General features: G+C 70.1%; 21 protein-coding genes. 8 read left to right on the top strand and 13 right to left on the bottom strand.

The window, feature by feature from the left end; translation table 11 throughout:
• Positions 1 to 148 precede the first annotated feature (148 nt).
• Positions 149 to 1,357 (top strand): serine hydrolase, encoded by a 1,209-nt coding sequence (locus ACFWP7_RS13155; RefSeq protein WP_384380573.1) that lies wholly within the window; start codon positions 149 to 151, stop codon positions 1,355 to 1,357.
• A 142-nt stretch (positions 1,358 to 1,499) separates the two neighbouring features.
• Here ACFWP7_RS13155 and ACFWP7_RS13150 read toward each other — a convergent pair whose 3' ends face one another.
• The gene (locus ACFWP7_RS13150) at positions 1,500 to 3,206 is read right to left on the bottom strand and encodes a glycerol-3-phosphate dehydrogenase/oxidase (protein ID WP_384380570.1); all 1,707 of its coding nucleotides are present in this window, start codon (positions 3,204 to 3,206) and stop codon (positions 1,500 to 1,502) included.
• A 271-nt stretch (positions 3,207 to 3,477) separates the two neighbouring features.
• On the opposite strand from ACFWP7_RS13150, the gene ACFWP7_RS13145 reads away from it, so the two are divergent.
• Together ACFWP7_RS13145 and ACFWP7_RS13140 are read left to right on the top strand one after the other, a co-directional pair.
• Positions 3,478 to 4,686 (top strand): nucleotide sugar dehydrogenase, encoded by a 1,209-nt coding sequence (locus ACFWP7_RS13145; RefSeq protein WP_365436983.1) that lies wholly within the window; start codon positions 3,478 to 3,480, stop codon positions 4,684 to 4,686.
• A gap of 131 nt (positions 4,687 to 4,817) precedes the next feature.
• Entirely contained in the window at positions 4,818 to 5,414 is a 597-nt protein-coding gene (locus tag ACFWP7_RS13140) for a hypothetical protein (protein ID WP_384380566.1), read from the top strand.
• An 84-nt stretch (positions 5,415 to 5,498) separates the two neighbouring features.
• Here ACFWP7_RS13140 and ACFWP7_RS13135 read toward each other — a convergent pair whose 3' ends face one another.
• The 4 genes from ACFWP7_RS13135 to ACFWP7_RS13120 all read right to left on the bottom strand — a co-directional run bounded on the left by ACFWP7_RS13135 (position 5,499) and on the right by ACFWP7_RS13120 (position 10,265).
• A complete protein-coding gene (locus tag ACFWP7_RS13135; protein ID WP_384380563.1) occupies positions 5,499 to 6,623 on the bottom strand; it encodes a GuaB3 family IMP dehydrogenase-related protein in 1,125 nt (374 codons plus the stop codon).
• Between the two features lie 127 nt (positions 6,624 to 6,750).
• On the bottom strand, positions 6,751 to 8,256 hold the full coding sequence (guaB, locus tag ACFWP7_RS13130; RefSeq protein ID WP_384380560.1) for an IMP dehydrogenase: 1,506 nt from the start codon (positions 8,254 to 8,256) through the stop codon (positions 6,751 to 6,753).
• Positions 8,257 to 8,809: 553 nt separating this feature from the next.
• On the bottom strand, positions 8,810 to 9,385 hold the full coding sequence (locus ACFWP7_RS13125; protein WP_266455832.1) for a sigma-70 family RNA polymerase sigma factor: 576 nt from the start codon (positions 9,383 to 9,385) through the stop codon (positions 8,810 to 8,812).
• Positions 9,386 to 9,653: 268 nt separating this feature from the next.
• Positions 9,654 to 10,265, bottom strand: a complete 612-nt coding sequence (locus ACFWP7_RS13120; protein WP_003948568.1) for a response regulator transcription factor — start codon at positions 10,263 to 10,265, stop codon at positions 9,654 to 9,656.
• Between the two features lie 390 nt (positions 10,266 to 10,655).
• Between ACFWP7_RS13120 and ACFWP7_RS13115 the strand changes: the two genes are divergently transcribed.
• Positions 10,656 to 10,985, top strand: coding sequence for a WhiB family transcriptional regulator (locus tag ACFWP7_RS13115; protein WP_365436969.1), 330 nt, complete (start codon positions 10,656 to 10,658; stop codon positions 10,983 to 10,985).
• Between the two features lie 81 nt (positions 10,986 to 11,066).
• Here ACFWP7_RS13115 and ACFWP7_RS13110 read toward each other — a convergent pair whose 3' ends face one another.
• Positions 11,067 to 11,972, bottom strand: coding sequence for a LysR family transcriptional regulator (locus ACFWP7_RS13110; protein WP_384380555.1), 906 nt, complete (start codon positions 11,970 to 11,972; stop codon positions 11,067 to 11,069).
• Positions 11,973 to 12,053: 81 nt separating this feature from the next.
• Between ACFWP7_RS13110 and ACFWP7_RS13105 the strand changes: the two genes are divergently transcribed.
• Both ACFWP7_RS13105 and ACFWP7_RS13100 read left to right on the top strand, forming a co-directional pair.
• Positions 12,054 to 12,722: an MOSC domain-containing protein gene (locus ACFWP7_RS13105; protein ID WP_384380552.1), complete on the top strand. Its 669-nt coding sequence runs from the start codon at positions 12,054 to 12,056 to the stop codon at positions 12,720 to 12,722.
• Positions 12,723 to 12,850: 128 nt separating this feature from the next.
• Positions 12,851 to 13,624, top strand: a complete 774-nt coding sequence (locus ACFWP7_RS13100) for an SDR family NAD(P)-dependent oxidoreductase (protein WP_384380549.1) — start codon at positions 12,851 to 12,853, stop codon at positions 13,622 to 13,624.
• A gap of 100 nt (positions 13,625 to 13,724) precedes the next feature.
• Here ACFWP7_RS13100 and groL read toward each other — a convergent pair whose 3' ends face one another.
• From groL to ACFWP7_RS13080, 4 genes are all read right to left on the bottom strand, one after another.
• Positions 13,725 to 15,353: a chaperonin GroEL gene (gene groL, locus ACFWP7_RS13095; protein WP_384380546.1), complete on the bottom strand. Its 1,629-nt coding sequence runs from the start codon at positions 15,351 to 15,353 to the stop codon at positions 13,725 to 13,727.
• Between the two features lie 122 nt (positions 15,354 to 15,475).
• Entirely contained in the window at positions 15,476 to 15,784 is a 309-nt protein-coding gene (gene groES, locus ACFWP7_RS13090) for a co-chaperone GroES (RefSeq protein WP_266455850.1), read from the bottom strand.
• Positions 15,785 to 15,997: 213 nt separating this feature from the next.
• Positions 15,998 to 16,777 (bottom strand): polysaccharide deacetylase family protein, encoded by a 780-nt coding sequence (locus tag ACFWP7_RS13085; RefSeq protein ID WP_384380543.1) that lies wholly within the window; start codon positions 16,775 to 16,777, stop codon positions 15,998 to 16,000.
• The gene (locus tag ACFWP7_RS13080; RefSeq protein WP_384380540.1) at positions 16,774 to 17,646 is read right to left on the bottom strand and encodes a polysaccharide deacetylase family protein; all 873 of its coding nucleotides are present in this window, start codon (positions 17,644 to 17,646) and stop codon (positions 16,774 to 16,776) included. Before ACFWP7_RS13080 ends, ACFWP7_RS13085 begins: the two co-directional genes overlap by 4 nt.
• A 123-nt stretch (positions 17,647 to 17,769) precedes the next feature.
• On the opposite strand from ACFWP7_RS13080, the gene ACFWP7_RS13075 reads away from it, so the two are divergent.
• Positions 17,770 to 18,972 carry an SAM-dependent methyltransferase gene (locus ACFWP7_RS13075; protein ID WP_384380537.1) on the top strand — a complete coding sequence of 401 codons (1,203 nt, stop codon included), beginning with the start codon at positions 17,770 to 17,772 and terminating at the stop codon, positions 18,970 to 18,972.
• 10 nt (positions 18,973 to 18,982) lie between these two features.
• On the opposite strand, the gene ACFWP7_RS13070 is transcribed toward ACFWP7_RS13075, so the two are convergent.
• From ACFWP7_RS13070 to ACFWP7_RS13060, 3 genes are all read right to left on the bottom strand, one after another.
• Entirely contained in the window at positions 18,983 to 20,203 is a 1,221-nt protein-coding gene (locus ACFWP7_RS13070; RefSeq protein WP_384380602.1) for an RNA polymerase sigma factor, read from the bottom strand.
• Positions 20,204 to 20,394: 191 nt separating this feature from the next.
• Positions 20,395 to 20,751 carry a YciI family protein gene (locus ACFWP7_RS13065; protein ID WP_384380534.1) on the bottom strand — a complete coding sequence of 119 codons (357 nt, stop codon included), beginning with the start codon at positions 20,749 to 20,751 and terminating at the stop codon, positions 20,395 to 20,397.
• 41 nt (positions 20,752 to 20,792) lie between these two features.
• Entirely contained in the window at positions 20,793 to 22,280 is a 1,488-nt protein-coding gene (locus ACFWP7_RS13060) for an MFS transporter (protein ID WP_384380531.1), read from the bottom strand.
• A gap of 52 nt (positions 22,281 to 22,332) precedes the next feature.
• Here ACFWP7_RS13060 and ACFWP7_RS13055 point away from each other — a divergent pair, with 52 nt between their 5' ends.
• The gene (locus ACFWP7_RS13055) at positions 22,333 to 23,025 is read left to right on the top strand and encodes a TetR/AcrR family transcriptional regulator (protein WP_384380528.1); all 693 of its coding nucleotides are present in this window, start codon (positions 22,333 to 22,335) and stop codon (positions 23,023 to 23,025) included.
• Positions 23,026 to 23,029 lie beyond the last annotated feature (4 nt).

Raw genomic sequence — 23,029 nt, 5'->3', positions numbered from 1 at the left:
CGTCCCCTCAAGCAACCCGCCCTGACAGAGCCTTCATTGTCCCTCACCCGACAAGTGACCGACGCCGTGGGGGCCCTCAAGAAGGGACCGCCCGACGTCCGGTGCCCCGCGGTCCCGCATGATGGCCCCCAACAAGGAAGGACCGCCGATGGCGCCCCGCCGGACACCTCGGACACTCCTGGCGATACCCGCCGCCCTGGCGTTCCTCGTCCTGGCCCTGACCGGCTTGCCCGCCCCGACCCCAACCAGCGCCCAAACCCCCACACCCACGCCCTCCACCGACGCCCGACCCCCCACGTCCACGCCCCCAACCGGCCCGCACACCCTCACGTCCGCACCCTCAACCGGCGCCCGAACCCTCGCGTCCCCAGCACCGACCGAACCGCAGACCCCAGCCACCCCGGCCACGGACGCCGCCCTCGCCCTCCTCGTCACCCGAGGCAAGGCTCCCGCGGCGGCCCTGCTGGCTCAGGACGACTCCGGCACACGCTTCGCCGACGCCGGTGAAGGAATCGACCGCTCCGACCACTTCCGCGCGGGCAGCATCACCAAGACGTTCATCGCGACCGTGGTCCTGCAACTGGCCGCCGAACACCGGCTGTCCCTGTCGGACACCGTGGACGCCCACCTCCCGGGCCTGGTGAGCGGCGCGGGCAACGACGGCAGCCGCCTGTCCCTGCGCGCCCTGCTGACCCACACCAGCGGCCTGTACGACTTCACCGCCGACACCATGGGCGCCGTCCCCGTCACCCCACGTCAGGCCGTACGCATCGCGCTCACCCATCCCCCGGCCGCCCCCGGCCACTACGCCTACTCGAACACCAACTACGTCCTGCTCGGCATGGTCGTCGAGCAGGTCACCGGCAACTCGTACGCCACCGAGGCCGAGCGCCGCATCCTCACCCCTCTCCGCCTGACCGGCACCTCCTTCCCGGGCGCCCGCACCTCTCTCCCCTCACCGCACGGCCGCGCCTACGCCGCCGACGGCTCCGACGTCACCGAACTCGACCCGCGCGTGGCCGGCGCGGCGGGCGAGCTCGTCACCACGCTCGCCGACCTGGACCGCTTCTACGCAGCCCTCCTCTCCGGCGAGCTGCTCCCGCCCGGCCAACTGCGGGAGATGCTCAACACCCGCTCCGCACATGGCTCGTACGGCATGGACCTCTACCCGGTGAAGCTGCCGTGCGGCACCACCGTGTGGGGCCACAACGGCCGCATATCCGGCAGCTACGTGCGCACCGCAGCCACCGTCGACGGTCGTCGTGTCCTCACCTTCCGGGTGAACACGGACGGGATCGCAGACCCTGACCTCGAACCGGCCCTGCTCGCCGCCGAGTTCTGCCCCCGCACCGAGTAGAACGGACACCTTCCGAGCAAAGATCCCAGCTCACGACACTCGTTCGAGTGACATCAGCTGGAGCCATCAACTGGAGCCATCGGCTCGAGCCGTCAGCGGGAGCCGCAGCGGCAGCCGGAGTCCAGGCAGCAGAGCCCGCCGGTCAGAACGGCACGATGTCCGGCGCTCCCAGCCGCGCCGCGTCCGCAGTCAGGTCGTCCGGCTGCCGCTGCGACTCCCGCTCCGCCTCGACCCGCTTCTCGTAGTGCTCCACTTCCCGTTCGATCTGGTCCTTGTCCCAGCCGAGCACCGGCGCCATGAGTTCCGCGGCCTCCCGCGCACTGCGCGTTCCCCGGTCGAAGGTCTCGATCGAGATGCGGGTGCGCCGGGTCAGCACGTCGTCCAGGTGCCGGGCGCCCTCGTGCGAGGCGGCGTAGACGATCTCGGCCCGCAGATAGTCCTCGGCGGCCCCCAGGGGCTCACCGAGTGAGGGATTGGCGGCGATGAGGTCGAGCAGTTCCTCGGCGAGCACGCCGTACCGGTTCAACAGGTGCTCCACGCGCACCACATGGAGCCCGGTGCGCGCCGCGATCCGCGCTCGCGCGTTCCACAGCGCCCGGTACCCCTCGGCGCCGAGCAGCGGAATGTCCTCCGTGACGCACTCGGCGACCCGCTGGTCGAGACCGTGCACCGCCTCGTCCACCGCGTCCTTGGCCATCACCCGGTACGTCGTGTACTTGCCGCCCGCCACCACCACGAGCCCCGGCACCGGATGCGCCACGGTGTGCTCGCGCGACAGCTTGCTGGTGGCGTCCGACTCACCGGCGAGCAGCGGCCGCAGCCCCGCGTACACACCTTGGACGTCGTCGCGGGTGAGCGGCACCGAGAGCACGGAGTTCACGTGCTCCAGCAGATAGTCGATGTCCGCGCTGGACGCCGCGGGATGGGCCTTGTCGAGGTCCCAGTCGGTGTCGGTGGTGCCGATGATCCAGTGGCGCCCCCACGGGATCACGAAGAGCACGGACTTCTCGGTACGCAGGATCAGGCCCGACGTCGAGTTGATCCGGTCCTTCGGTACGACCAGATGGATGCCCTTGGACGCCCGTACATGGAACTGGCCCCTCTCCCCCACCATCGCCTGGGTGTCGTCGGTCCACACGCCCGTGGCGTTCACCACCTGCTTGGCGCGGACCTCGTACTCCCCGCCCCCTTCGACATCCTGCACCTTGGCACCGACAACGCGTTCGCCCTCGCGCAGGAAGCCGGTCACGCGCGCGCGGTTGGCGACCTTCGCGCCGTACGCCGCCGCCGTGCGCACCAGGGTCGCCACATAGCGGGCGTCGTCCATCTGCGCGTCGTAGTACTGCAGGGCGCCGACCAGCGCGTCCTTCTTCAGGGCGGGGGCGACGCGCAGGGCGTGGCGGCGGCTCAGGTGGCGGTGATGGGGCAGGCCCCGGCCGTGTCCTCGGGCCATCGCCATGGCGTCGTAGAGCGCGACGCCCGAGCCGGCGTACAGCCGCTCCCAGCCCTTGTGCTGGAGCGGATAGAGGAACGGAACGGGTTTCACGAGGTGCGGCGCGAGCCGTTCGAGGAGGAGCCCGCGTTCCTTCAGGGCCTCGCGCACCAGTGCGAAGTCGAGCATCTCCAGATAGCGCAGACCGCCGTGGATGAGTTTGCTGGACCTGCTCGACGTGCCCGACGCCCAGTCGCGCGCTTCGACCAGCCCTGTGGACAGGCCGCGCGTCACGGCGTCCAGCGCGGTGCCCGCACCGACCACTCCCGCGCCCACGACCAGCACATCCAGCTCACGCTCGGCCATTCCCGCCAGTGACTCGGCGCGCTCCGCCGGCCCCAGTGTCGCTGTCCTCACCGCTGCCTCCCGCTCTTGGTGGCGTCGGCCTCACCCGACAGGCGGGCCCGTGCTCACATCCCCCATGCCCAAAGTCTGACCTTCTTCCCCTCCTTCGGCCACCAGTCATCAGCAGCCTGTGGACAGCAATCGGGGACTCCCACGGAAACACAGCCGCACAATCCCGCATATCGGTCATATTTACTCCTAGTCTGACATTGCGCTCGCCCGTCCTGTCCACAGGGCTTGCGCACCTGTCCCGCTTCGGCTACTGGGAAGGACGGCCCACTCCATGCCCGCAGATCTCGCCGTCATCGGACTCGGTCATCTCGGCCTGCCCCTGGCCCAGGCGGCCGTGGCGGCCGGCATCCCCACACTCGGCTACAAGACCGGCCCTGAAGGCGGCTCCCTCAGCCCCGCCGAGCTGCGCCGGATGCTCTCGGGGGGCTTCCGGCCGGCCACCGACCCCGCGGAGCTCGGCCGCGTCCGCACGGCGGTCATCTGCGCCCCGACCTCGCGCGGCGCGGACGGCGCACTGGACCTGAGCCAGCTGGAGGCGGCCGCTCGCACCCTGGCCGCACAGCTGCGCCCGCACACCACGGTGATCCTCGAATCGCCCGTGCGCCCAGGCACCACCGAGGAATTCCTCCGGCCGCTCCTCGAAGAAGGCTCCGGACTGCGCGCGGGCCGCGATTTCCATCTCGCCTACTCGCCCAGCCGGGTCGACCCCGGCAACCGCGACTTCGGCCCCGCCAACACCCCGAAGGTCATCGGCGGCCTGACACCCGCCTGCACCGAGTCGGCCGCCGCCTTCTACGGACGCCTCACCGACAAGGTCGTACGCGCGCGTGGACCACGCGAAGCGGAAACCGTGCAACTCCTTGAGACCAATTTCCGGCACGTCAACATCGCCCTGGTCAACGAGATGGCCGTGCTCTGCCACGACCTGGGCGTCGACCTGTGGGACGTCATCCGCTGCGCCGAGACCAAGCCCTTCGGCTTCCAGGCGTTCCGGCCGGGCCCCGGAGTCGGCGGCCACGGAATCGCCCAGGACCTGACAGGCCACTCCGGACGCACCCTACGGATGGTCGAACTCGCCCAGCAGGTCAACAACCACATGCCCCAGTACGTCATCCAGCGTGCCGCCACCCTCCTCAACGAGCACGGCAAGTCGGCCCGCGCCGCGCGCGTGCTCCTCCTCGGCGTCACCTACAAGGCGGACCTCGCCGACCAACAGGGCACCCCCGCCCACGAGATCGCCCTGCGCCTGATGGAACTCGGCGCGTCCGTCAGCTACCACGACCCGCTCGTCCCGGCGTGGCGCGTCCTCGGCCGCCCGGTCCCGCGCGCCGACTCCCTCTACGAGGCCGCGGCCGACGCCGATCTCACGATCCTGCTCCAGCAGCACCGCACGTACGACCTCCAAGGACTGTCCGTGAAGGCCCAACTTCTCCTGGACACAAGGGGAGCGACCCCGACCGGAGCGGCCCACCGGCTCTGACCCCTGGAAATTACATCTCCCGTATGTCAGTGGTGACTGCTAGTGTCCGGGGCCGTTGTCGCACACGAGTGCGCCCACGCCCCACGCACATCGTGCGTCCACCACCCACACCAATTCGGGGGATCTCCACCATGAGCCAGCCCACGCCTCCTTCCCAGCCCACCGAGGGCAACCCGTACGCCGGCCAGCCGCCTGTCTCCGGCAATCCGTACGCCGGTCAGCAGCCCACGGGCGGCAACCCGTTCGCGGGCCAGCAGCAGCCCGCAGGTGGCAACCCGTTCGCCGGCCAGCAGCCCGGCTTTGTTCCGCCGGCGCCGCGCCGGGGCAATGTCGGCCTCGGCATCGTGGCGGCAGTCGTCGCGGCGCTGGTGACCGCAGGTATCTACGGCGCCATCATCGGCGGCACGGGGTACGAGATCGGCTACGCCGCGGTCGGCGTCGGCTTCCTCATAGGCCTCGCCGCGGGCAAGATCGGCGGCAGCAACCCCATACTGCCGATCGTGAGCGCCGTCGTCTCCCTGGGCGCCGTCTACCTGGGCCAGCTCATCGGTGTAGCGATGATCGGAGCCGACGAGTCCGACGGCCTTGTCTCCGCGACCACGCTCCTCACCGACCACTTCGACCTGGTGACCGCAGCCTGGAAGGAGTCGGCCGACTTCATGACCTACCTGTTCTTCGCGATCGGCGCCTTCGCCGCCTTCTCGGGGACCAAGAAGGCCGCCGCGTAACCCGGTTCGCGCACGACGAAGGGCCCGGATCACCACCAGGTGACCGGGCCCCTCCGCTCCGTGGGACAAAAACCGCCGTACGACCTACCGCTTGTGCTGCGAGTCCGCCACCGTCACCTCGACGCGCTGGAACTCCTTCAGCTCGCTGTAGCCGGTGGTGGCCATCGCCCGACGCAGTGCGCCGAAGAAGTTCATGGAGCCGTCCGGGATGTGCGAGGGACCGGCGAGGATTTCCTCGATGGTGCCCACCGTGCCGAGGTCGACCTTCTTGCCGCGCGGCAGCTCCTCGTTCACGGCCTCCATGCCCCAGTGATGGCCCTTGCCGGGCGCGTCGGTGGCGCGGGCCAGCGGGGAGCCCATCATCACGGAGTCGGCCCCGCAGGCGATGGCCTTGGAGAGGTCGCCGGACCAGCCGACACCGCCGTCGGCGATGACGTGGACGTAGCGACCGCCGGACTCGTCCATGTAGTCGCGGCGCGCGGCGGCGACATCGGCGACCGCGGTCGCCATCGGAACCTGGATACCCAGCACATTGCGCGTGGTGTGCGCGGCGCCGCCGCCGAAGCCGACGAGAACACCCGCCGCGCCCGTGCGCATCAGGTGCAGGGCCGCGGTGTACGTGGCGCAGCCGCCGACGATCACCGGGACGTCGAGCTCGTAGATGAACTGCTTGAGGTTCAGCGGCTCGGCCGCACCGGAGACGTGCTCCGCCGACACCGTCGTACCGCGGATGACGAAGATGTCCACACCCGCGTCCACGACGGCCTTGGAGAACTGAGCCGTGCGCTGCGGGGACAGGGCCGCGGCGGTGACGACGCCTGAGTCGCGCACCTCCTTGATGCGCTGCCCGATCAGCTCCTCCTTGATGGGAGCCGCGTAGATCTCCTGAAGGCGGCGGGTCGCGGTGTCCGAGTCCAGCTCCGCGATCTCGTCGAGCAACGGCTGCGGGTCCTCGTACCGCGTCCACAGCCCTTCGAGGTTGAGCACGCCCAGGCCGCCGAGCTCACCGATACGGATCGCGGTGGCCGGGGAGACGACCGAGTCCATCGGGGCGGCCAGGAAGGGCAGCTCGAAGCGGTAGGCGTCGATCTGCCAGGCGATCGAGACCTCCTTCGGGTCCCGGGTACGGCGGCTCGGGACGACGGCGATGTCGTCGAAGGCGTACGCCCGGCGGCCGCGCTTGCCGCGCCCGATCTCGATCTCAGTCACGTTGTGGCCTTTCCCTCTTCGCTTCTGCGTCTCCCAGTATCGCCGACGCCCACGACAAGGGCGGCCCCGGGAACCCCCGGGACCGCCCTCAAGCCGTACGACCACTGGTTACGGCTACTGCTGACGACTACTGGTTGCGGCTGTAGTTCGGCGCCTCGACCGTCATCTGGATGTCGTGCGGGTGGCTCTCCTTGAGGCCCGCCGAGGTGATGCGGACGAAGCGGCCCTTGGTCTCCATCTCGTCGATGGAGGCGGCGCCCACGTAGCCCATGGTCTGGCGCAGACCGCCGACGAGCTGGTGCAGTACGTTGCCCAGCGGGCCGCGGTAGGGCACCTGGCCCTCGATGCCCTCGGGGACGAGCTTGTCGTCGGAGGCCACGTCGGCCTGGAAGTAGCGGTCCTTCGAGTACGACCGGCCCTGGCCCCGGGACTGCATGGCGCCGAGGGAGCCCATGCCGCGGTACGACTTGAACTGCTTGCCGTTGATGAAGAGCAGCTCGCCGGGCGACTCCTCGCAGCCCGCGAGGAGGCTGCCGAGCATCACGGTGTCGGCGCCGGCAGCGAGGGCCTTGCCAATGTCGCCGGAGTACTGCAGGCCGCCGTCGCCGATCACCGGGACACCGGCGGCGCGCGCCGCGAGGGCCGCTTCGTAGATGGCGGTGACCTGGGGGACGCCGATGCCGGCGACCACACGGGTGGTACAGATCGAGCCGGGGCCCACGCCCACCTTGACGCCGTCGACACCGGCGTCGATCAGCGCCTGGGCGCCGTCACGGGTGGCCACGTTGCCGCCGATCACGTCGACGTCGACGCTCGACTTGATCTTCGCCATCCAGTTGAGGGCGTTGCTGTTGTGTCCGTGCGAGGTGTCGACGATCAGGAAGTCCACCCCGGCCTCGGCCAGCGCCTGGGCCCGCTCCAGCGCTTCGGGACTGGCGCCGACGGCGGCACCGACCAGCAGGCGGCCCTCGGCGTCCTTCGCGGCGTTCGGGTACTTCTCGGCCTTCACGAAGTCCTTGACCGTGATGAGGCCCTTGAGGATGCCCGCGTCGTCGACCAGCGGAAGTTTCTCGATCTTGTGGCGGCGCAGCAGCTGCATGGCGTCGTTGCCCGAGATGCCGACCTTGCCGGTGACCAGCGGCATCGGGGTCATGACCTCGCGCACCTGGCGCGAGCGGTCGGTCTCGAAGGCCATGTCCCGGTTGGTGACGATGCCGAGCAGCTTGCCGTTCCCGTCGGTGACGGGGACACCGCTGATGCGGAACTTGGCGCACAGTGCGTCGGCCTCGCCCAGCGTCGCGTCCGGGTGCACCGTGATCGGGTCGGTGACCATGCCGGACTCGGAGCGCTTCACGAGGTCGACCTGGTTGACCTGGTCCTCGATGGAGAGGTTCCGGTGCAGCACGCCCACGCCGCCCTGCCGTGCCATGGCGATCGCCATGCGCGACTCGGTCACCTTGTCCATCGCCGCCGAGAGCAGCGGGATGTTCACACGTACGTTGCGGGAGATGCGGGACGAGGTGTCGACCGCGTTGGGCAGCACTTCCGAAGCGCCCGGCAGCAACAGCACGTCGTCGTAGGTCAGCCCGAGTGTCGCGAATTTAGCGGGCACTCCGTCGACGTTGGCAGTCATGACACCTTCCCCAAATGGCCTTGATCGGTGCGGATGTCCATGCTAACGGGAAGCAAGGGTCTCTCATTCCATGGCCTGGGTAAGCCCGGGGCTTCGTACTTTCGTACGGGTCTGGCGGCATCGCCGTTCATCCCGGCACCGGAAGCCCTGCCCTGGGCCCGAGCCAGGCCTCCGCGCCCCCGGCCCGCACGGCCCGGACCGGTGCTTTTCCTTGCGGGCCGACCACTTGACCGCGGACCGGCGCTTTCCGGCGCAGGCCGACCACTCCACCGCGGACCGGCGCTTCCCCGCGCAGACCGACCACTCCACCGCGGACCGGTTTTCGACGTCCGGCTCCCCGTCGTCGCGGCGACGGACAACTGCCGTCCCGACGGGGCCAAGCTCGGCCCGCCGCACACCACCGTGCGGCTGCCCGCCGTCGCGGCGGAGAAAAGCCACCACCCCGGGCCAACCCACACCCGGCACCGCCGAACACCCCACCCCTCCCACACGCCATCGCGGCGCAGCAAGGAGCGCAAAAGAACCAGGAAACCCGCCCCAAAGACAGGTCCGGCTACTGCTCCGCCAACGCCCGCAGGCGGCTCAGTGCCCGGTGTTGGGCCACCCGTACCGCTCCCGGTGACATTCCCAGCATCTGGCCGGTCTCCTCGGCCGTGAGGCCCACCGCGATCCTCAGCAGGAGTAGCTCGCGTTGGTTGTCGGGGAGGTTGGCCAGGAGTTTCTTGGCCCATTCGGCGTCGCTGCTGAGCAGGGCGCGCTCTTCGGGGCCGAGGGAGTCGTCGGGCCGCTCGGGCATCTCGTCCGAGGGGACGGCGGTGGAACCGGGATGCCGCATCGCCGCGCGCTGCAGGTCGGCGACCTTGTGCCCGGCGATGGCGAAGACGAACGCTTCGAAGGGGCGTCCGGTGTCCTTATAGCGCGGCAGCGCGAGAAGCACCGCGACGCAGACCTCCTGCGCCAGGTCCTCCACGAAGTGCCGCGCATCGCCCGGAAGCCGGGACAGACGGGTGCGGCAGTAGCGCAGCGCGAGGGGGTGAACATGGGCGAGCAGATCGTGTGTTGCCTGCTCGTCGCCGTCGACCGCGCGATGGACGAGCGCACCGATCACCGTCGTCTCGTCGTCGCGCATCGGTCCATGGTGCCTCGGCGTCGTTCGATCCGTGGCACCGCGTCCATAGTTGTGCACCGAAGCGTTATGAGCAGGTGCGCCGGAACTCATCTCCTGCGCCCTCCCCTTCCGCTCGACCGAATCGTTCCCGAGGAACTCCACACCTCAAGGATGCGGCATCCGCCGGGAAACGGGGATCGGGCATCGAAGAAGCTCTCTCCGAGGGCCCGGCCCCGCCCGTCACAAGACGGGCAGGGACTACTGCCGTTGTACCCCCACGGCGGCACACTTAGCGAACCAGGCCCCACCGGAAACCGAGCGCCACGGCGTGCGCACGGTCCGAGGCACCGAGCTTCTTGAAGAGCCGCCTGGCGTGCGTCTTCACGGTGTCCTCGGAGAGGAACAGCTCACGGCCGATCTCCGCGTTGGAGCGACCGTGACTCATACCCTCCAGGACCTGGATCTCCCGCGCGGTGAGCGTGGGCGCGGCGCCCATCTCGGCCGACCGCAGTCTGCGCGGGGCGAGCCGCCAGGTGGGGTCGGCGAGCGCCTGGGTCACCGTCGCGCGCAGTTCGGCACGCGAGGCGTCCTTGTGCAGATAGCCGCGGGCACCGGCGGCGACGGCGAGCGCCACGCCGTCCAGGTCCTCGGCAACGGTGAGCATGATGATGCGCGCACCGGGGTCGGCGGACAACAGCCGCCGAACAGTCTCGACGCCGCCCAGACCGGGCATGCGTACGTCCATCAGAATCAGGTCCGAACGGTCGGCACCCCAGCGGCGGAGTACTTCCTCGCCGTTGGCCGCCGTCGTCACACGCTCGACGCCGGGCACGGTCGCCACCGCACGGCGCAGCGCCTCTCGGGCAAGCGGGGAGTCGTCGCAGACGAGGACAGATGTCATGGCCGTCCTCCGCAGCTGATGCGCGTCACCTTGAGCCTCCAGGCTGGTACGAATCGTCACCAATGCGGTCGACACTCGCCGACGGAAACTGCCGTCTGCCCGAGCGCTTGTTCCTTCGACCGCCTCGGCAATCTCAACGATGGTCACTCGAAAGAGTTACGGGGCAGCCGGTCGTCTTCGGCACTGTACGTGAGGGCGCGGACACGGTGCAGACATGCGCGGCGGACCCACAACCTTTCATCACAACCCATGCCCCATTTAGCCCGATTTCTTCCCTTTTCCTGGTGTCTGAGGCTAGATTCGCAATGAGTCATATTTTCATCTCCTTAGATCGTAGATGTACGGTCGGTGGGCACATAGCAGCCCAGAACGGCAACAAGGGGACACGCAATGGCAGATTTCTCCCGCCTTCCCGGTCCGAACGCGGATCTCTGGGACTGGCAGCTCCTCGCGGCTTGCCGCGGGGTCGACAGCTCGCTCTTCTTCCACCCGGAGGGCGAGCGCGGTGCGGCACGGAGCGCTCGCGAGAACTCGGCCAAAGAGGTCTGCATGCGATGCCCGGTTCGCGCGGAGTGCGCGGCACACGCGCTGGCGGTGCGCGAGCCGTACGGCGTGTGGGGCGGGTTGACCGAGGACGAGCGCGAAGAACTCATGGGACGGGCACGCAACCGGCTGGTCTCGGCGTCGGCCACCGGAAGCAGTCCTCCTTCGAACAACTGAAGGAACGTTTCTTCCAACCAGGCACGCGCACGCGTGCCGCTACTTTTCTGATCCCGCTCCCCTACGTGCCCCGCGCCGGGACTACCGCTGCGCTGCCCGCGCCAGCCGGTCCAGCGTCGCCGCCACCGCGGGCACCTGGGCGAGATCCGGCAGCGTGAGCGCGACGATCTCCCGCCGCAACGGGGGCTCCACCGCCACCATGCGCGCCCCCTTGGGCCGTACGGACTCGATGGCGAGCTCTGGAAGGACCGCGACCCCGAGGCCGGCGCCCACCAGGCCGACCACGGCCGGGTAGTCGTCGGTGGCGAAGTCGATACGGGGCTCGAAGCCCGCACCGCGGCAGACCTCGACCAGTTGTCGGCGGCAGCGTGGGCAGCCCGCGATCCACGGGTCCCCGGCGAGTTCGCCGATCGCGACCGACCCGGATCCGGCGAGGGGGTGGCTCTCGGGGACGAGCCCGACCAGGCGGTCGAGCAGCAGGGGACGTACGACCAGGTCGTCCCATTCCTCGACCGCATCGACGCCCGTCACCCCCTCGTAGCGGAACGCGAGGGCGATGTCGCAGTCGCCGTCGCGGAGCATCTCGACGGAGCGCGGCGGCTCGGCCTCCTCCAGGGAGACCCGGGTGCCGGGGTGCGCGGCGCGCAGGGCGGCGAGGGCCGTGGGTACGAGCGTGGAACTGCCGCTGGGGAAGGAGACGAGCCGGACGCGGCCCGCGCGCAGGCCCGCGATGGCGGCGACCTCCTCCTCGGCGGCCGTCAGTCCCGCGATGATGCCGGCCGCGTGCCGGACGAGTGCGTCGCCCGCCTGCGTCAGACGCATCTCGCGGCCCGTACGGATGAGCAGCGGGGTGCCGACGGACGCTTCGAGTGCCTTCATCTGCTGGCTGACGGCGGGCTGGGTGCAGCCCAGTTCACGTCCCGCCGCCGAGAAGGAGCCGGTGGCGGCGACGGCGCGCAGGACACGGAGATGACGGGCCTCGATCACATTTTGAGCATAAGGGTTTCTTGGGTGCAGAAGCGAATATTGCGTCGCAGCTTTGGCTCTCCATCGCCTAGCGTGGCCGTCATGAAGCTTCTGTCGCTGAATCTGGGCCGGGCGCAGGCCGTCGAGTACACGGACCAGCCCGAGGGGGTGACCGGCATCGACAAACAGCCGGTGCCGGGGCCGGTGCGGGTCGAGGCGCCCGGGCCCAAGGGGACCGGTGGGAGCGGCCTCGCCGGGGACGCGGTGTGCCACAGGCGGCACCACGGCGGGGAGCACCAGGCCGTGTACGCGGTGGCGCGCGAGGATCTCGACGACTGGGAACGCGAGCTGGGCCGGACGATATCCGCCGGCTCCTTCGGCGAGAACCTCACGACACAGGGAGTCGACGTGTCCGGGGCGCTGATCGGTGAGCGTTGGCGCATCGGGCCCGAGGTGGTCCTTGAGGTCACCTGCGGGCGCATCCCCTGCCGGACCTTCCAGGAACACCTCGGCGAGAAGGGCTGGGTGAAGCGCTTCACCCAGAAGGGGGCACCCGGCGCGTATCTGCGGGTCGTCGAACCCGGCGAGATCCGCTCCGGTGACCCGATCGAGGTCGTGTACAGGCCGGACCACGACGTCACGGTCGCCCTCCAGTTCCGTGCGGTCACGACCGAGCGGCAACTGCTGCCGCGACTGCTGGGCGCGGGCGATTCGCTGCATCCGGAGTCGCGCGCGATCGCCGAGAAGTACGTGACGACGCTCGGCGCCTGAGGACCTGGGGGACCTGTCCGGGCAGCGGATACGCGGGCGGTCGCAGACCCTGCGCGGAAGTCGTGCGGCGCGCGCGGGCGTGGGGGCGCGGGGCGCCGGACCACAGGACAGGTCATTAACCTTGCGCCATGACAACGGCTCTGATTACTGGATCGACCGCGGGTATCGGCGCCGCCTTCGCGCGGCGTCTGGCGGCTGACGGCCACAATCTCGTGCTGGTGGCGCGTGACACCGAGCGGCTGGGTGAGCAGGCGACGGAGCTGCACGACCGGCACGGCATCGAGGCGGAGGTGCTGACCGCGGATCTGGCGACGGACGAAGGCATCGAGGCGGTCGCCAAGCGGCTGAGCGACCGCAAGAACCCGGTCGACCTTCTGGTCAACAACGCCGGCTTCGGCAACAGGGGCCGCTATCTCGAGGTGTCGATGGCCGACGAGCTGACGATGCTCAAGGTGCACTGCGAGGCGGTGCTGCGGCTGACCTCGGCGGCGACCGAGGCCATGCGGGAGCGCGGGCGGGGCGGGGTCGTCAACGTCGCTTCGGTGGGGGCGTTCCTGCCCCGGGGGACGTACGGGGCGTCCAAGGCGTGGGTCGTGCAGTTCACGCAGGGCGCGGCGGGGGACCTGGCCGGCAGCGGCGTACGGCTGATGGCGCTGTGCCCCGGATTCGTGCGCACGGAGTTCCACGAGCGCGCCGGCATGAGCACGGACAACATCCCCAACTGGATGTGGCTGGACGCCGACAAGCTGGTCGCCGCCGCGCTCACGGACCTGGCCCGCGGCAAGACCCTGTCGATTCCCGATCCGCGCTACAAGGCGCTGTTGGGCCTGGTGAAGGTGACACCGCAGGCGCTGCTGGGCGGGGTCGCGTCCAGGACCGGGCGGAAGTACGGGCCCCAGTAGGGCCGGCAGGACCAGTGGGAGCGGCAGAGCCGGAGCCCGCGGTGCACGGAAAAAGCCCCCGTTCCCTGGGGGAACGAGGGCTTCCTCGGAAGCCGGTGCCTCAGTGCGAGTGGCCGTGACCGTGGCCGTGACCCGCGTCGCCCTCTTCCTCGGCCGGCTTCTCGACGACCAGGGTCTCGGTCGTGAGGAGCAGGGAGGCGATGGAGGCGGCGTTCTCCAGAGCGGAGCGGGTGACCTTGACCGGGTCGATGACGCCGGCCTTGACCAGGTCGCCGTACTCGCCGGTGGCGGCGTTGAAGCCCTGGCCCTTGTCGAGCTCGGCGACCTTGGAGGTGATGACGTAACCCTCCAGGCCCGCGTTCTCGGCGATCCAGCGCAGCGGCTCGACGGCGGCCTTGCGGACGACCGCGACACCCGTGGCCTCGTCGCCCGTCTTGCCGAGGTTGCCCTCAAGGATCTTGACGGCGTGGACGAGCGCGGAGCCACCACCGGAGACGATGCCCTCCTCGACCGCGGCGCGGGTCGCGGAGATGGCGTCCTCCAGACGGTGCTTCTTCTCCTTGAGCTCCACCTCGGTGGCGGCGCCGACCTTGATCACGCACACGCCGCCGGCCAGCTTCGCGAGGCGCTCCTGGAGCTTCTCGCGGTCCCAGTCGGAGTCGGTGTTCTCGATCTCGGCCTTGATCTGGTTGACGCGGCCCACGACCTCGGAGGAGTCGCCGCCACCGTCGACGACGGTCGTGTCGTCCTTGGTGATGGTGACGCGGCGGGCGGTGCCCAGCACGTCCAGGCCGATCTGGTCGAGCTTGAGGCCGACCTCCTCGGCGATGACCTGACCGCCGGTGAGGGTGGCGAGGTCGCCCAGCATGGCCTTGCGGCGGTCGCCGAAGCCCGGGGCCTTCACCGCGACGGCGTTGAAGGTGCCGCGGATCTTGTTCACGACCAGGGTCGACAGGGCCTCGCCCTCGACGTCCTCGGCGATGATCAGCAGCGGCTTCGAGGCGTTGGCCTGGATGACCTTCTCCAGCAGGGGCAGCAGGTCCTGGATGGAGGAGATCTTGCCCTGGTGGATGAGGATGTACGGGTCTTCCAGGACCGCTTCCATGCGCTCCTGGTCCGTCACGAAGTACGGCGACAGGTAGCCCTTGTCGAAGGCCATGCCCTCGGTGAAGTCCAGCTCCAGACCGAAGGTGTTGGACTCCTCGACGGTGATGACACCGTCCTTGCCGACCTTGTCCATCGCCTCGGCGATGAGCTCGCCGACCTGGCTGTCCTGGGCGGACAGACCGGCGACGGCCGCGATGTCGGCCTTGTCCTCGATCGGCCGGGCGGTCGCGAGGAGCTCCTCGGACACAGCCTTGACGGCGGCGTCGATGCCCTTCTTGAGGAGGGCGGGGGACGCGCCGGCGGCGACGTTCTTCAGGCCCTCGCGCACGAGCGCCTGGGCGAGCACGGTGGCGGTGGTCGTACCGTCACCCGCGATGTCGTTGGTCTTGGTCGCCACCTCCTTCACCAGCTGGGCACCGAGGTTCTCGTACGGGTCGTCGAGCTCGACCTCGCGCGCGATGGTGACGCCGTCGTTGGTGATGGTGGGAGCGCCGAACTTCTTGTCGATGACGACGTTGCGGCCCTTGGGGCCGATCGTCACCTTGACCGTGTCGGCCAGCTTGTTGACGCCGCGCTCGAGGGCGCGACGGGCGTCCTCGTCGAACTTCAGGATCTTCGCCATGGGAGCGATTCAGCCCTCTCGAAACTCTGGAAAATCTGGGGAGAACGAACGGCGCCCCCGACGCCCGGCTACTTGCGGTCGCGGGGGGCCAGGGGCGCAGCTCATTGCAAAAACTGGGTGAATTACTTCTCGATGATCGCGAGCACGTCGCGAGCCGAGAGGACGAGGTACTCCTCGCCGTTGTACTTCACCTCGGTGCCGCCGTACTTGCTGTACAGCACGATGTCGCCGACGGCGACGTCGAGCGGAAGACGGTTACCGTCCTCGAAACGGCCCGGGCCCACGGCAAGGACGACGCCCTCCTGGGGCTTCTCCTTCGCAGTGTCCGGGATGACCAGGCCAGAGGCCGTGGTCTGCTCGGCTTCGAGCGGCTGGACCACAATGCGGTCCTCGAGCGGCTTGATGGCAACCTTGGAGCTGGTGGTCGTCACGATCCGACCTCCCCCTTCGGAGATCTCACGGGGTTAACTGTCTGAGGTGGCGACCAGGTGGACCCGTCGTCGCGGGAGCCGGATCTACCTGTCGTCATTGGCACTCTCCAGGGGGGAGTGCCAGACCTGAGACTATGACCGCGATTAGCACTCGGTCAAGCGGAGTGCCAACGCGGCGCCCACGAACCCGTGAAATCGCGGCCCTGGGATGCGTCAGAGATAGTCCTCCAGGCGGGCCGCAGTGAACCCCTCCGCCTGTACCCGGCGCAGCAGAGCGACCGTCGCCGCCGTGAGGTTCGGGTCGTCGAAGCCGGACAGGATGTCGCCGGTCCGCAGCGCGCCCTCGTCGTCGGCGTCCCGCCCTCGTACGACGGCAGCGATCCCGCAGTCCGCGGCGGCACGCAGCGTGGTGGTGTCGTACGTCCCGTACGGGGGCCGCAGAAAGCGGGGGCGGATGCCGAAGCGCTGCTTGAGTTTGTCCTGCTGGCCGCAGATCTCGGCGCGCTGGCCGACGTACGGCAGGCCCCGCAGGGAGGGGTGGTCCAGGGTGTGGTTCTGCACGGTCGCGCCGACCGCACGCAGCCGCGCGAAGTGTCCGTACCCCGGCCCGACCACGCTGTCCGTGAGGAACATGCTGACCGGCAGCCGCAGTTCACGGACCATGTCGACGAACCGCGGATCCCGCTCGGCACCGTCGTCGTACGTCAGGAAGACCACCTTGTCGCGGGTGGGCACCCGGTCCACGACCGGCGCGAGGCCCGGGCCCGCGACGGGCACGGTGGCCCGGGCGGACGGCTTCGGCGCGGGGGCGAGCGGCGCGGACAGGCCCCAGCGGTGGTACGTCGCCAGGGTCGGCCCGTGCGAGCGTGCCTTGCTCACCTCGTGTGCCGCCTTCGTTCCCAGCCGTTCGATCGGGTCGACGGACTGGGCGCAGCCCGACAGCAGCACGGAGCTGAGCAGTCCCACGATGAGCCCGCAGGACCGCGGTCTCACAAGTAGTCCTCAAGGCGGGCCACCGCGTACCCCTTGTCGGTCACCATCTTCATGAAGCGGCGGACCATGTCGGGCATCGTGCCCTTCCAGTCCTCCTTGCCCCGGAAGTGGGTCAGGACGATGTCACCGGGGTGCAGATCGCGGTCCCACTCGCGGTAGTCCCAGTGGTCGACGAAGATCTCCTCGTTCCACAGCGGAGCAGCCTTGATGCCGCAGGACTTGGCGGCCCGCAGGGTGTCCTCGTTGTAGTTGCCGTACGGCGGCCGGAAGAGCGTCGGGCGCTTGCCGAACTGCTTCTTCATCACGTCCTGCATGCCGCAGATCTCGCGCTTCTGCCGCTGGTAGGAGAGCCCGGGCAGGTAGGGGTGGTGGAGGGTGTGGTTGTTGAGTACGACGCCACGGTCGCGCATCGTGCGGAAGTACCCGTAGTCCTCCTTGACCAGGTAGTCGCTGAGGAAGGCGGTGTACGGGATCTTCAGATCGCTCATCATCCGCAGGAAGGCCGGGTCCTTCTCGGCGCCGTCGTCGATGGTGAGGAAGACGACCTTGTCCTTGGTGGGGATGGTGGTGAAGACGGGCGGCAGATCCTCCCCGTCCTCGACCTCGAAGCCGTCGCGGAACTCGATGACCGGCTTCTTGGCCGGCGGCGCGGGCGCGGTCAGCGGCGTCTTGGCCAGGCCCCAGCGCTTGGCCGCGGCGGCTCGGGCGGCCTGCGCGAGCCGGGCCTTGGCGGCGGCGTCGAGGGCGGGCGGCGCCTGGCGGCCGGGGGCCGGTTTCACGGACGCGGGGTCGGCGCCCGAGGCGCAGCCGGACACGATGCCGGCCAGGGCGAGCGCGGCGATCCCCGTACGGGCAGCCGTCAATTTCATACCGTTTTTGTAATTTTGTCGTACTGATCGCATGGCGCCGGATCCTCGCAGCCCACGGCCCGTACGAGGCCACGACACCGCGGCCGGACGCGCACCGTCCACCGACTGGCCCACAATGGCCCGGTGAACGACCTCGATCCGCCGTCCCCCCTCGCCTCCTTCGCCACCCTCCTCACCCCCGAGGGCCGCGCCCTGCTCGACGAGGTGCGCGGCACCGACCCGGCGCAGGAACTGGTCGTCGCCACCCGGCTGCGCCGCGAGCACCCCGCCGCACTGGTCTCGGCGGCCCTCGGACAGGCACGGTTGCGGCAGCGGGCGGCGGCGAAGTTCGGGGCCGAGGACGCCGAGCGGATGTACTTCACCCCCAACGGGGTCGAGCAGTCGACCCGCACGACCGTCGCGACGCACCGCGCGCAGCGCCTGCACGCCCTCGGCGTCCGCTCGGTCGCCGACCTCTGCTCCGGCATCGGCGGTGACGCGATCGCACTCGCCCGCGCCGGGATCCGGGTCCTCGCCGTCGACCGTGACCCGCTGACCGTGGCGGTGGCGCGCGCGAACGCCGACGCGCTCGGTCTAGCGGACCTGATCGAGGTGCGCGAGGCGGATGTCACGGAGGTGGACGTGTCGGCGTACGAGGCCGTCTTCGTGGACCCCGGGCGCCGGGGCGGCCGCGGCCGGATCTTCGACCCGGAGGCTTACTCACCGCCCCTGTCCTGGGCGGTCGGCGCCGCCTCGAAAGCTCCCCTCGCCGCCCTGAAGATCGCTCCCGGTGTCCCGCACGAGGCCATTCCCGCCGAGGCGGAGGCCGAGTGGATCTCGGACGGCGGCGATGTGAAGGAAGCGGTGCTCTGGTTCGGCACCGAGCCGGGCCTGGTGCGGGCCACGCTGCTGCCGGGTCCGCGCGAGGTACGGGGGCGCGGGCTGCCGGATCCGGCAGTGCGGTCCCTCGGGCGGTATCTGTACGAGCCCGACGGCGCCGTCATCCGTGCCCATCTGGTCGCGGAGGTCGCCGAGGAGCTGGACGGCGGGCTGGTCGATGAGACGATCGCGTACATCACGGCGGACGAGGCGCGTACGACCCCGTACGCCGCCGGGTACGAGATCACCGACCAACTCCCCTTCGGCGTGAAGAAGTTGAAGGCGCTGCTGAGGGAGCGGGGGGTCGGGGTGCTGACGGTGAAGAAGCGGGGGTCGGCCGTCGAGCCGGAGGAGTTGCGACGGAAGGTGCTTCCGAAGGCGCAGGGTCCGAACTCGGCGACGGTGTTCCTGACCCGGGTCTCGGGGGCGCCGACGATGCTGGTGGGACACCCGCTGGGGCCCGTCTGATCTCGCCGTCTCAGGACTGCGGCGGGCCCAGCTCACGCACCCGCGTCCGCAGCAGCTCCCTCTCCTGCTCGTTGCGCGTCAGCGCGATCGCCCGTTCGAACTCCGCCCGCGCCTGCGCCGTACGCCCGAGTCGGGCGAGCAGATCCCCTCGGACGCTGGGCAGCAAGTGGTAGTCGCGGAGGGCCGGTTCGGCGGTGAGGGCGTCGACGATCTCCAGGGCGGGCGCCGGGCCGTCCACCATCGAGACGGCGACCGCACGGTTCAACTCCACCACGGGGGACGGGGACCGGACGGCCAGGAGTCCGTACAGGGCGGCGATCTGACCCCAGTCCGTGTCCTCGTACGCGTACGCCTGCGCGTGGCATGCGGCGATGGCGGCCTGGAGGGCGTACGGGCCGGTGGTGGTGACGGCGTTCGCGTGGCCGAGGGCGGCGAAGCCACGGCGGATCAGCATGCGGTTCCAGCGGCGGCGGTTCTGGTCCTTCAGCAGGACCGGCTCGCCCGACGGGCCGATGCGGGCGGTCGCACGGGAGGTCTGGAGCTCCAACAGCGCAGCCAGACCGTGCACTTCGGGTTCCTTGGGCATCAACTCGGCCAGTACGCGGGCCAGTCGCAGGGCGTCCTCGCACAACGCGGGGCGCAGCCAGTCCTCGCCCGCGGTGGCCGCGTACCCCTCGTTGAAGATCAGGTAGATGACCTCCAGGACGGACCCGAGACGCGCCTCCCGCTCCGGGCCGTACGGCACCTCGAAGGCGACCCCCTTCGTCGCCAGTTTCCGTTTGGCGCGCACGATGCGCTGGGCGATCGTCGCCTCCGGGACGAGGTAGGCGCGGGCGATCTCGGGGGTGGTCAGGCCGCCGAGCAGCCGCAGCGTGAGCGCGATACGGGCCTCGGCGGAGAGGACGGGATGACAGGTGGTGAAGACGAGCCTCAGCAGGTCGTCGTCGATGTCGTCCGGGTCGGCGGGCTCCTCGAAGGGCGTGGTCGTGTCCAGGTCACGCCCGATCTCCTCCAGCTTGCGCGCGTACCGCTCCCGGCGGCGTACGAGGTCGATCGCGCGATGCTTGGCCGCGGCCGTGAGCCAGGCACCCGGGTTGTCCGGCACCCCGTCCCGCGGCCACTGCTCCAGCGCCGCGACCAGGGCATCCTGCGCCAGCTCCTCGGCGATGCCTACGTCGCGGACGATGCGGGTGACGCCGGCGATGACCCGCGGGGATTCGATCCGGAAGATCGTCTCTACGGTTACCGCGGCGTCGGAGGCGGCTACGCCTTCCGCGGCGGCGGCAGTCTGGGCTGAGGTGCTGGGAGCGCTGGGGGGCTGCTGTTCCACAGCAGCCCATCAGACACCCGCGGCGGCCGTGAGCCAAGGGCCGCTCAGACACGCGCGGCGGCCGTAGGCCAAGGAACCGCTCGCCCGACCGCTCAGCCCTCCGCGATCTCCCGCACCTCGGACGTGACCGTCCAGTGCTCCTCGTGGACCTTGAGGAAGCGCTTGGTCCACTCGATCGCCTCGGCCCTGTCCTTGGCCTGGATGATCGCGTAGCCGCCGACGACCTCCTTGGACTCGGTGAACGGGCCGTCGGTGACGGTCAGTTCACCCTTCTCCCAGCGGACCCGGGTGCCCTGCGAGGAGGGCGTGAGCCCGGCGGTGTCCAGCATCACGCCCGCCTTGGTCATCTCCTCGATCAGCTCCCCCATCCGCTGCATCAGCTCGGGGCTGGGGCCCTCGGCGGGGGCATTGGCCTCGTCGATACGGACCATCGACAGATAGCGCGGCATGGTGACTCCTTCAGCAGTGGGGCGGGGACTGTCCCTGCCTCTCACTCATGCGTCGAACGGGCGACGCCTGTCTCGACACTGTCTCCGGAAACTTTCGAGATTTCTTCCCCAGGAAGCGTTTTCGCAGGTCGCAGCCGCCCTTGCGGCTTCCCGTACAGCACGGCGGCCGCCACGGACGCCGCGGTCAGCAGCCCGGAGGTCAGCCAGAAGGCCGCCGAGAACCCCTGCACGCGCCCTGCGGGACCGGCTCCCGTCGCGCTCGCCGCGACCGTGACCAACACCGCGAGCCCCACGGCTCCACCGACCTGACGCGAGCTGTTGAGCAGCCCGGAGGCCATCCCGGTCTCCGGCGCGGCCACCCCCGTCGTGGCGGCAGTCCCTATCGGTACGAAACACATCCCGATGCCGACACTCGCCACCGCGGACGGCCCGAGCACCGACAGCCAGAAGCCTCCGTCGACCGCCACGGCAAGCGCGAACCACACGAACCCGGCCGCGCCCAGCAGCCCGCCCGCCACCAGCAGCGCCCGCGCGCCGACTCGCCCCATCAGGCGGGTGGCGAAGGCCGAGCCCACGACGATGCCCGCGCAGAACGGCAGGAACGCACATCCGGTGGCCGTGGGCCCATACCCGAGCACCTGCTGCATGTAGAGCGACGTGAAGTAGAAGGCGGCGATCTGGCCCGCCGACATCAGCAGGGTGAAGACGTTCGCGGCGAGCACCGGGCCGCCGGCCAGGATCCCGAGTCGCAGCAGCGGGCGCCGTACGCGCGCCTCCGTGATGGCGAAGGCGCCGAGGAGCAGGACCGCCCCGCCGAGGGTGCCGAGGGTCGGCCCGGCCGTCCAGCCGGACGCCTGCGTGCGAACCAGTCCGAAGACGAGTGCGGTCGTTCCGGCCGTGACCAGCAGGGCGCCCGCCAGGTCGAGTCGCTCCCTCGCCCCCGTATGCCGGTCGGTGGGGACGGCGTACCGGGCCACCGCCAGGGCGGCGATCACCACCGGCACGTTGATGAGCATGACCGCGCGCCAGCCCGCCCAGTCGGTGAGCAGTCCGCCCGCGAGCATCCCGACCGCACCGCCGACCGCGCCGGCCGCGCCCCACAGCCCGAGCGCACGTGAACGGGCCGCCCCCGCCGGATAGGTGGCGGTGATGAGGGCGAACGCGACGGGGGCCAGACAGGCAGCGCCGACACCCTGCACGGCGCGCGCGGCAATCAACTCCCCCGGCGAGCCGACGAGTCCGCCCGCGAGGCTCGCGGCGCCGAAGACCGCGAAGCCGCCCATGAGCACCCGTCGCCGACCGACGAGGTCGGCGAGCCGCCCGCCGAGCATGAGCAGGCCGCCGAAGGTGAGCGCGTAGGCGTTGACGACCCAGGTCAGCGACTCGCCGCCGAATCCGAGGTCGCTGCCGATGGCCGGCAGCGCGACATTGACGACGGACATGTCGAGCGAGACGAGGAACTGCACGGCGAGGAGTACGGGCATGAGCCCGGCTCGCCAACGAGCTTGCTGTATCTGCGAGTTCACCATGGCAGACAGGTTACTATACGCGTATAGAAATCCAACGGGGGAGAATGCTCCCGTGGCAGAAAAAGGGAGTGCGGAGCGCGGGCCCAAGCCAGTGGGGCGCCCGCGCCGCATCGAGGCATCGCAGATCGTCGACGTGGCCCGGCGGATCATCCGGGAGGAGGGCGTCGACGCCGTCTCCATGCGCCGGGTCGCCAAGGAGGTCGGTACGACGCCGATGGCGCTCTACCACCACGTACGCGACAAGGACGAGTTGCTGATGCTCACCCTGTCCGGCATGGCGGCCACGGTCCCGCGCCCCGCGCTGCCCGAGGACCCGCGCGACCGCGCCCTGGCCACCGCCCTCCACATGCACGCCGTGCTGCGCGGCATGCCCTGGGTGGTCGAGGTCCTGGGCCTCGGCGACCTCACGGACAGGGGCGCGCTGTGGATGGTCGAGGAGATCATCGCCTCCGCCGTCGCCTGCGGTCTCACTCCCGACGAGGCGGTCAGCGCGTACCGCACCATCTGGTACTGCGTGTACGGCGACCTCGTCTTCCGCCGAGCCGTCGACCGCCGGGCGGCGGAGCCGGACCGCAAGCGGCACTTCCCCGCCCTGCTGAAGGACGAGGACGCTGCTGAACTCCCCTACCTGACAGCCCTGTCGGACCGGTGGGAGGACCTGACGGAGGGGTACGACGTGACGGTGCAGCTGCGGGCGGTGGTGGACGGGGCGCTGCGGCGGGACTCTCGGACGTCCGGGGCGTGACAGG

This window comes from Streptomyces sp. NPDC058470, from assembly GCF_042721055.1.
GTDB lineage: Bacteria > Actinomycetota > Actinomycetes > Streptomycetales > Streptomycetaceae > Streptomyces.
This window is presented reverse-complemented; position numbering and strand designations above follow the sequence as displayed.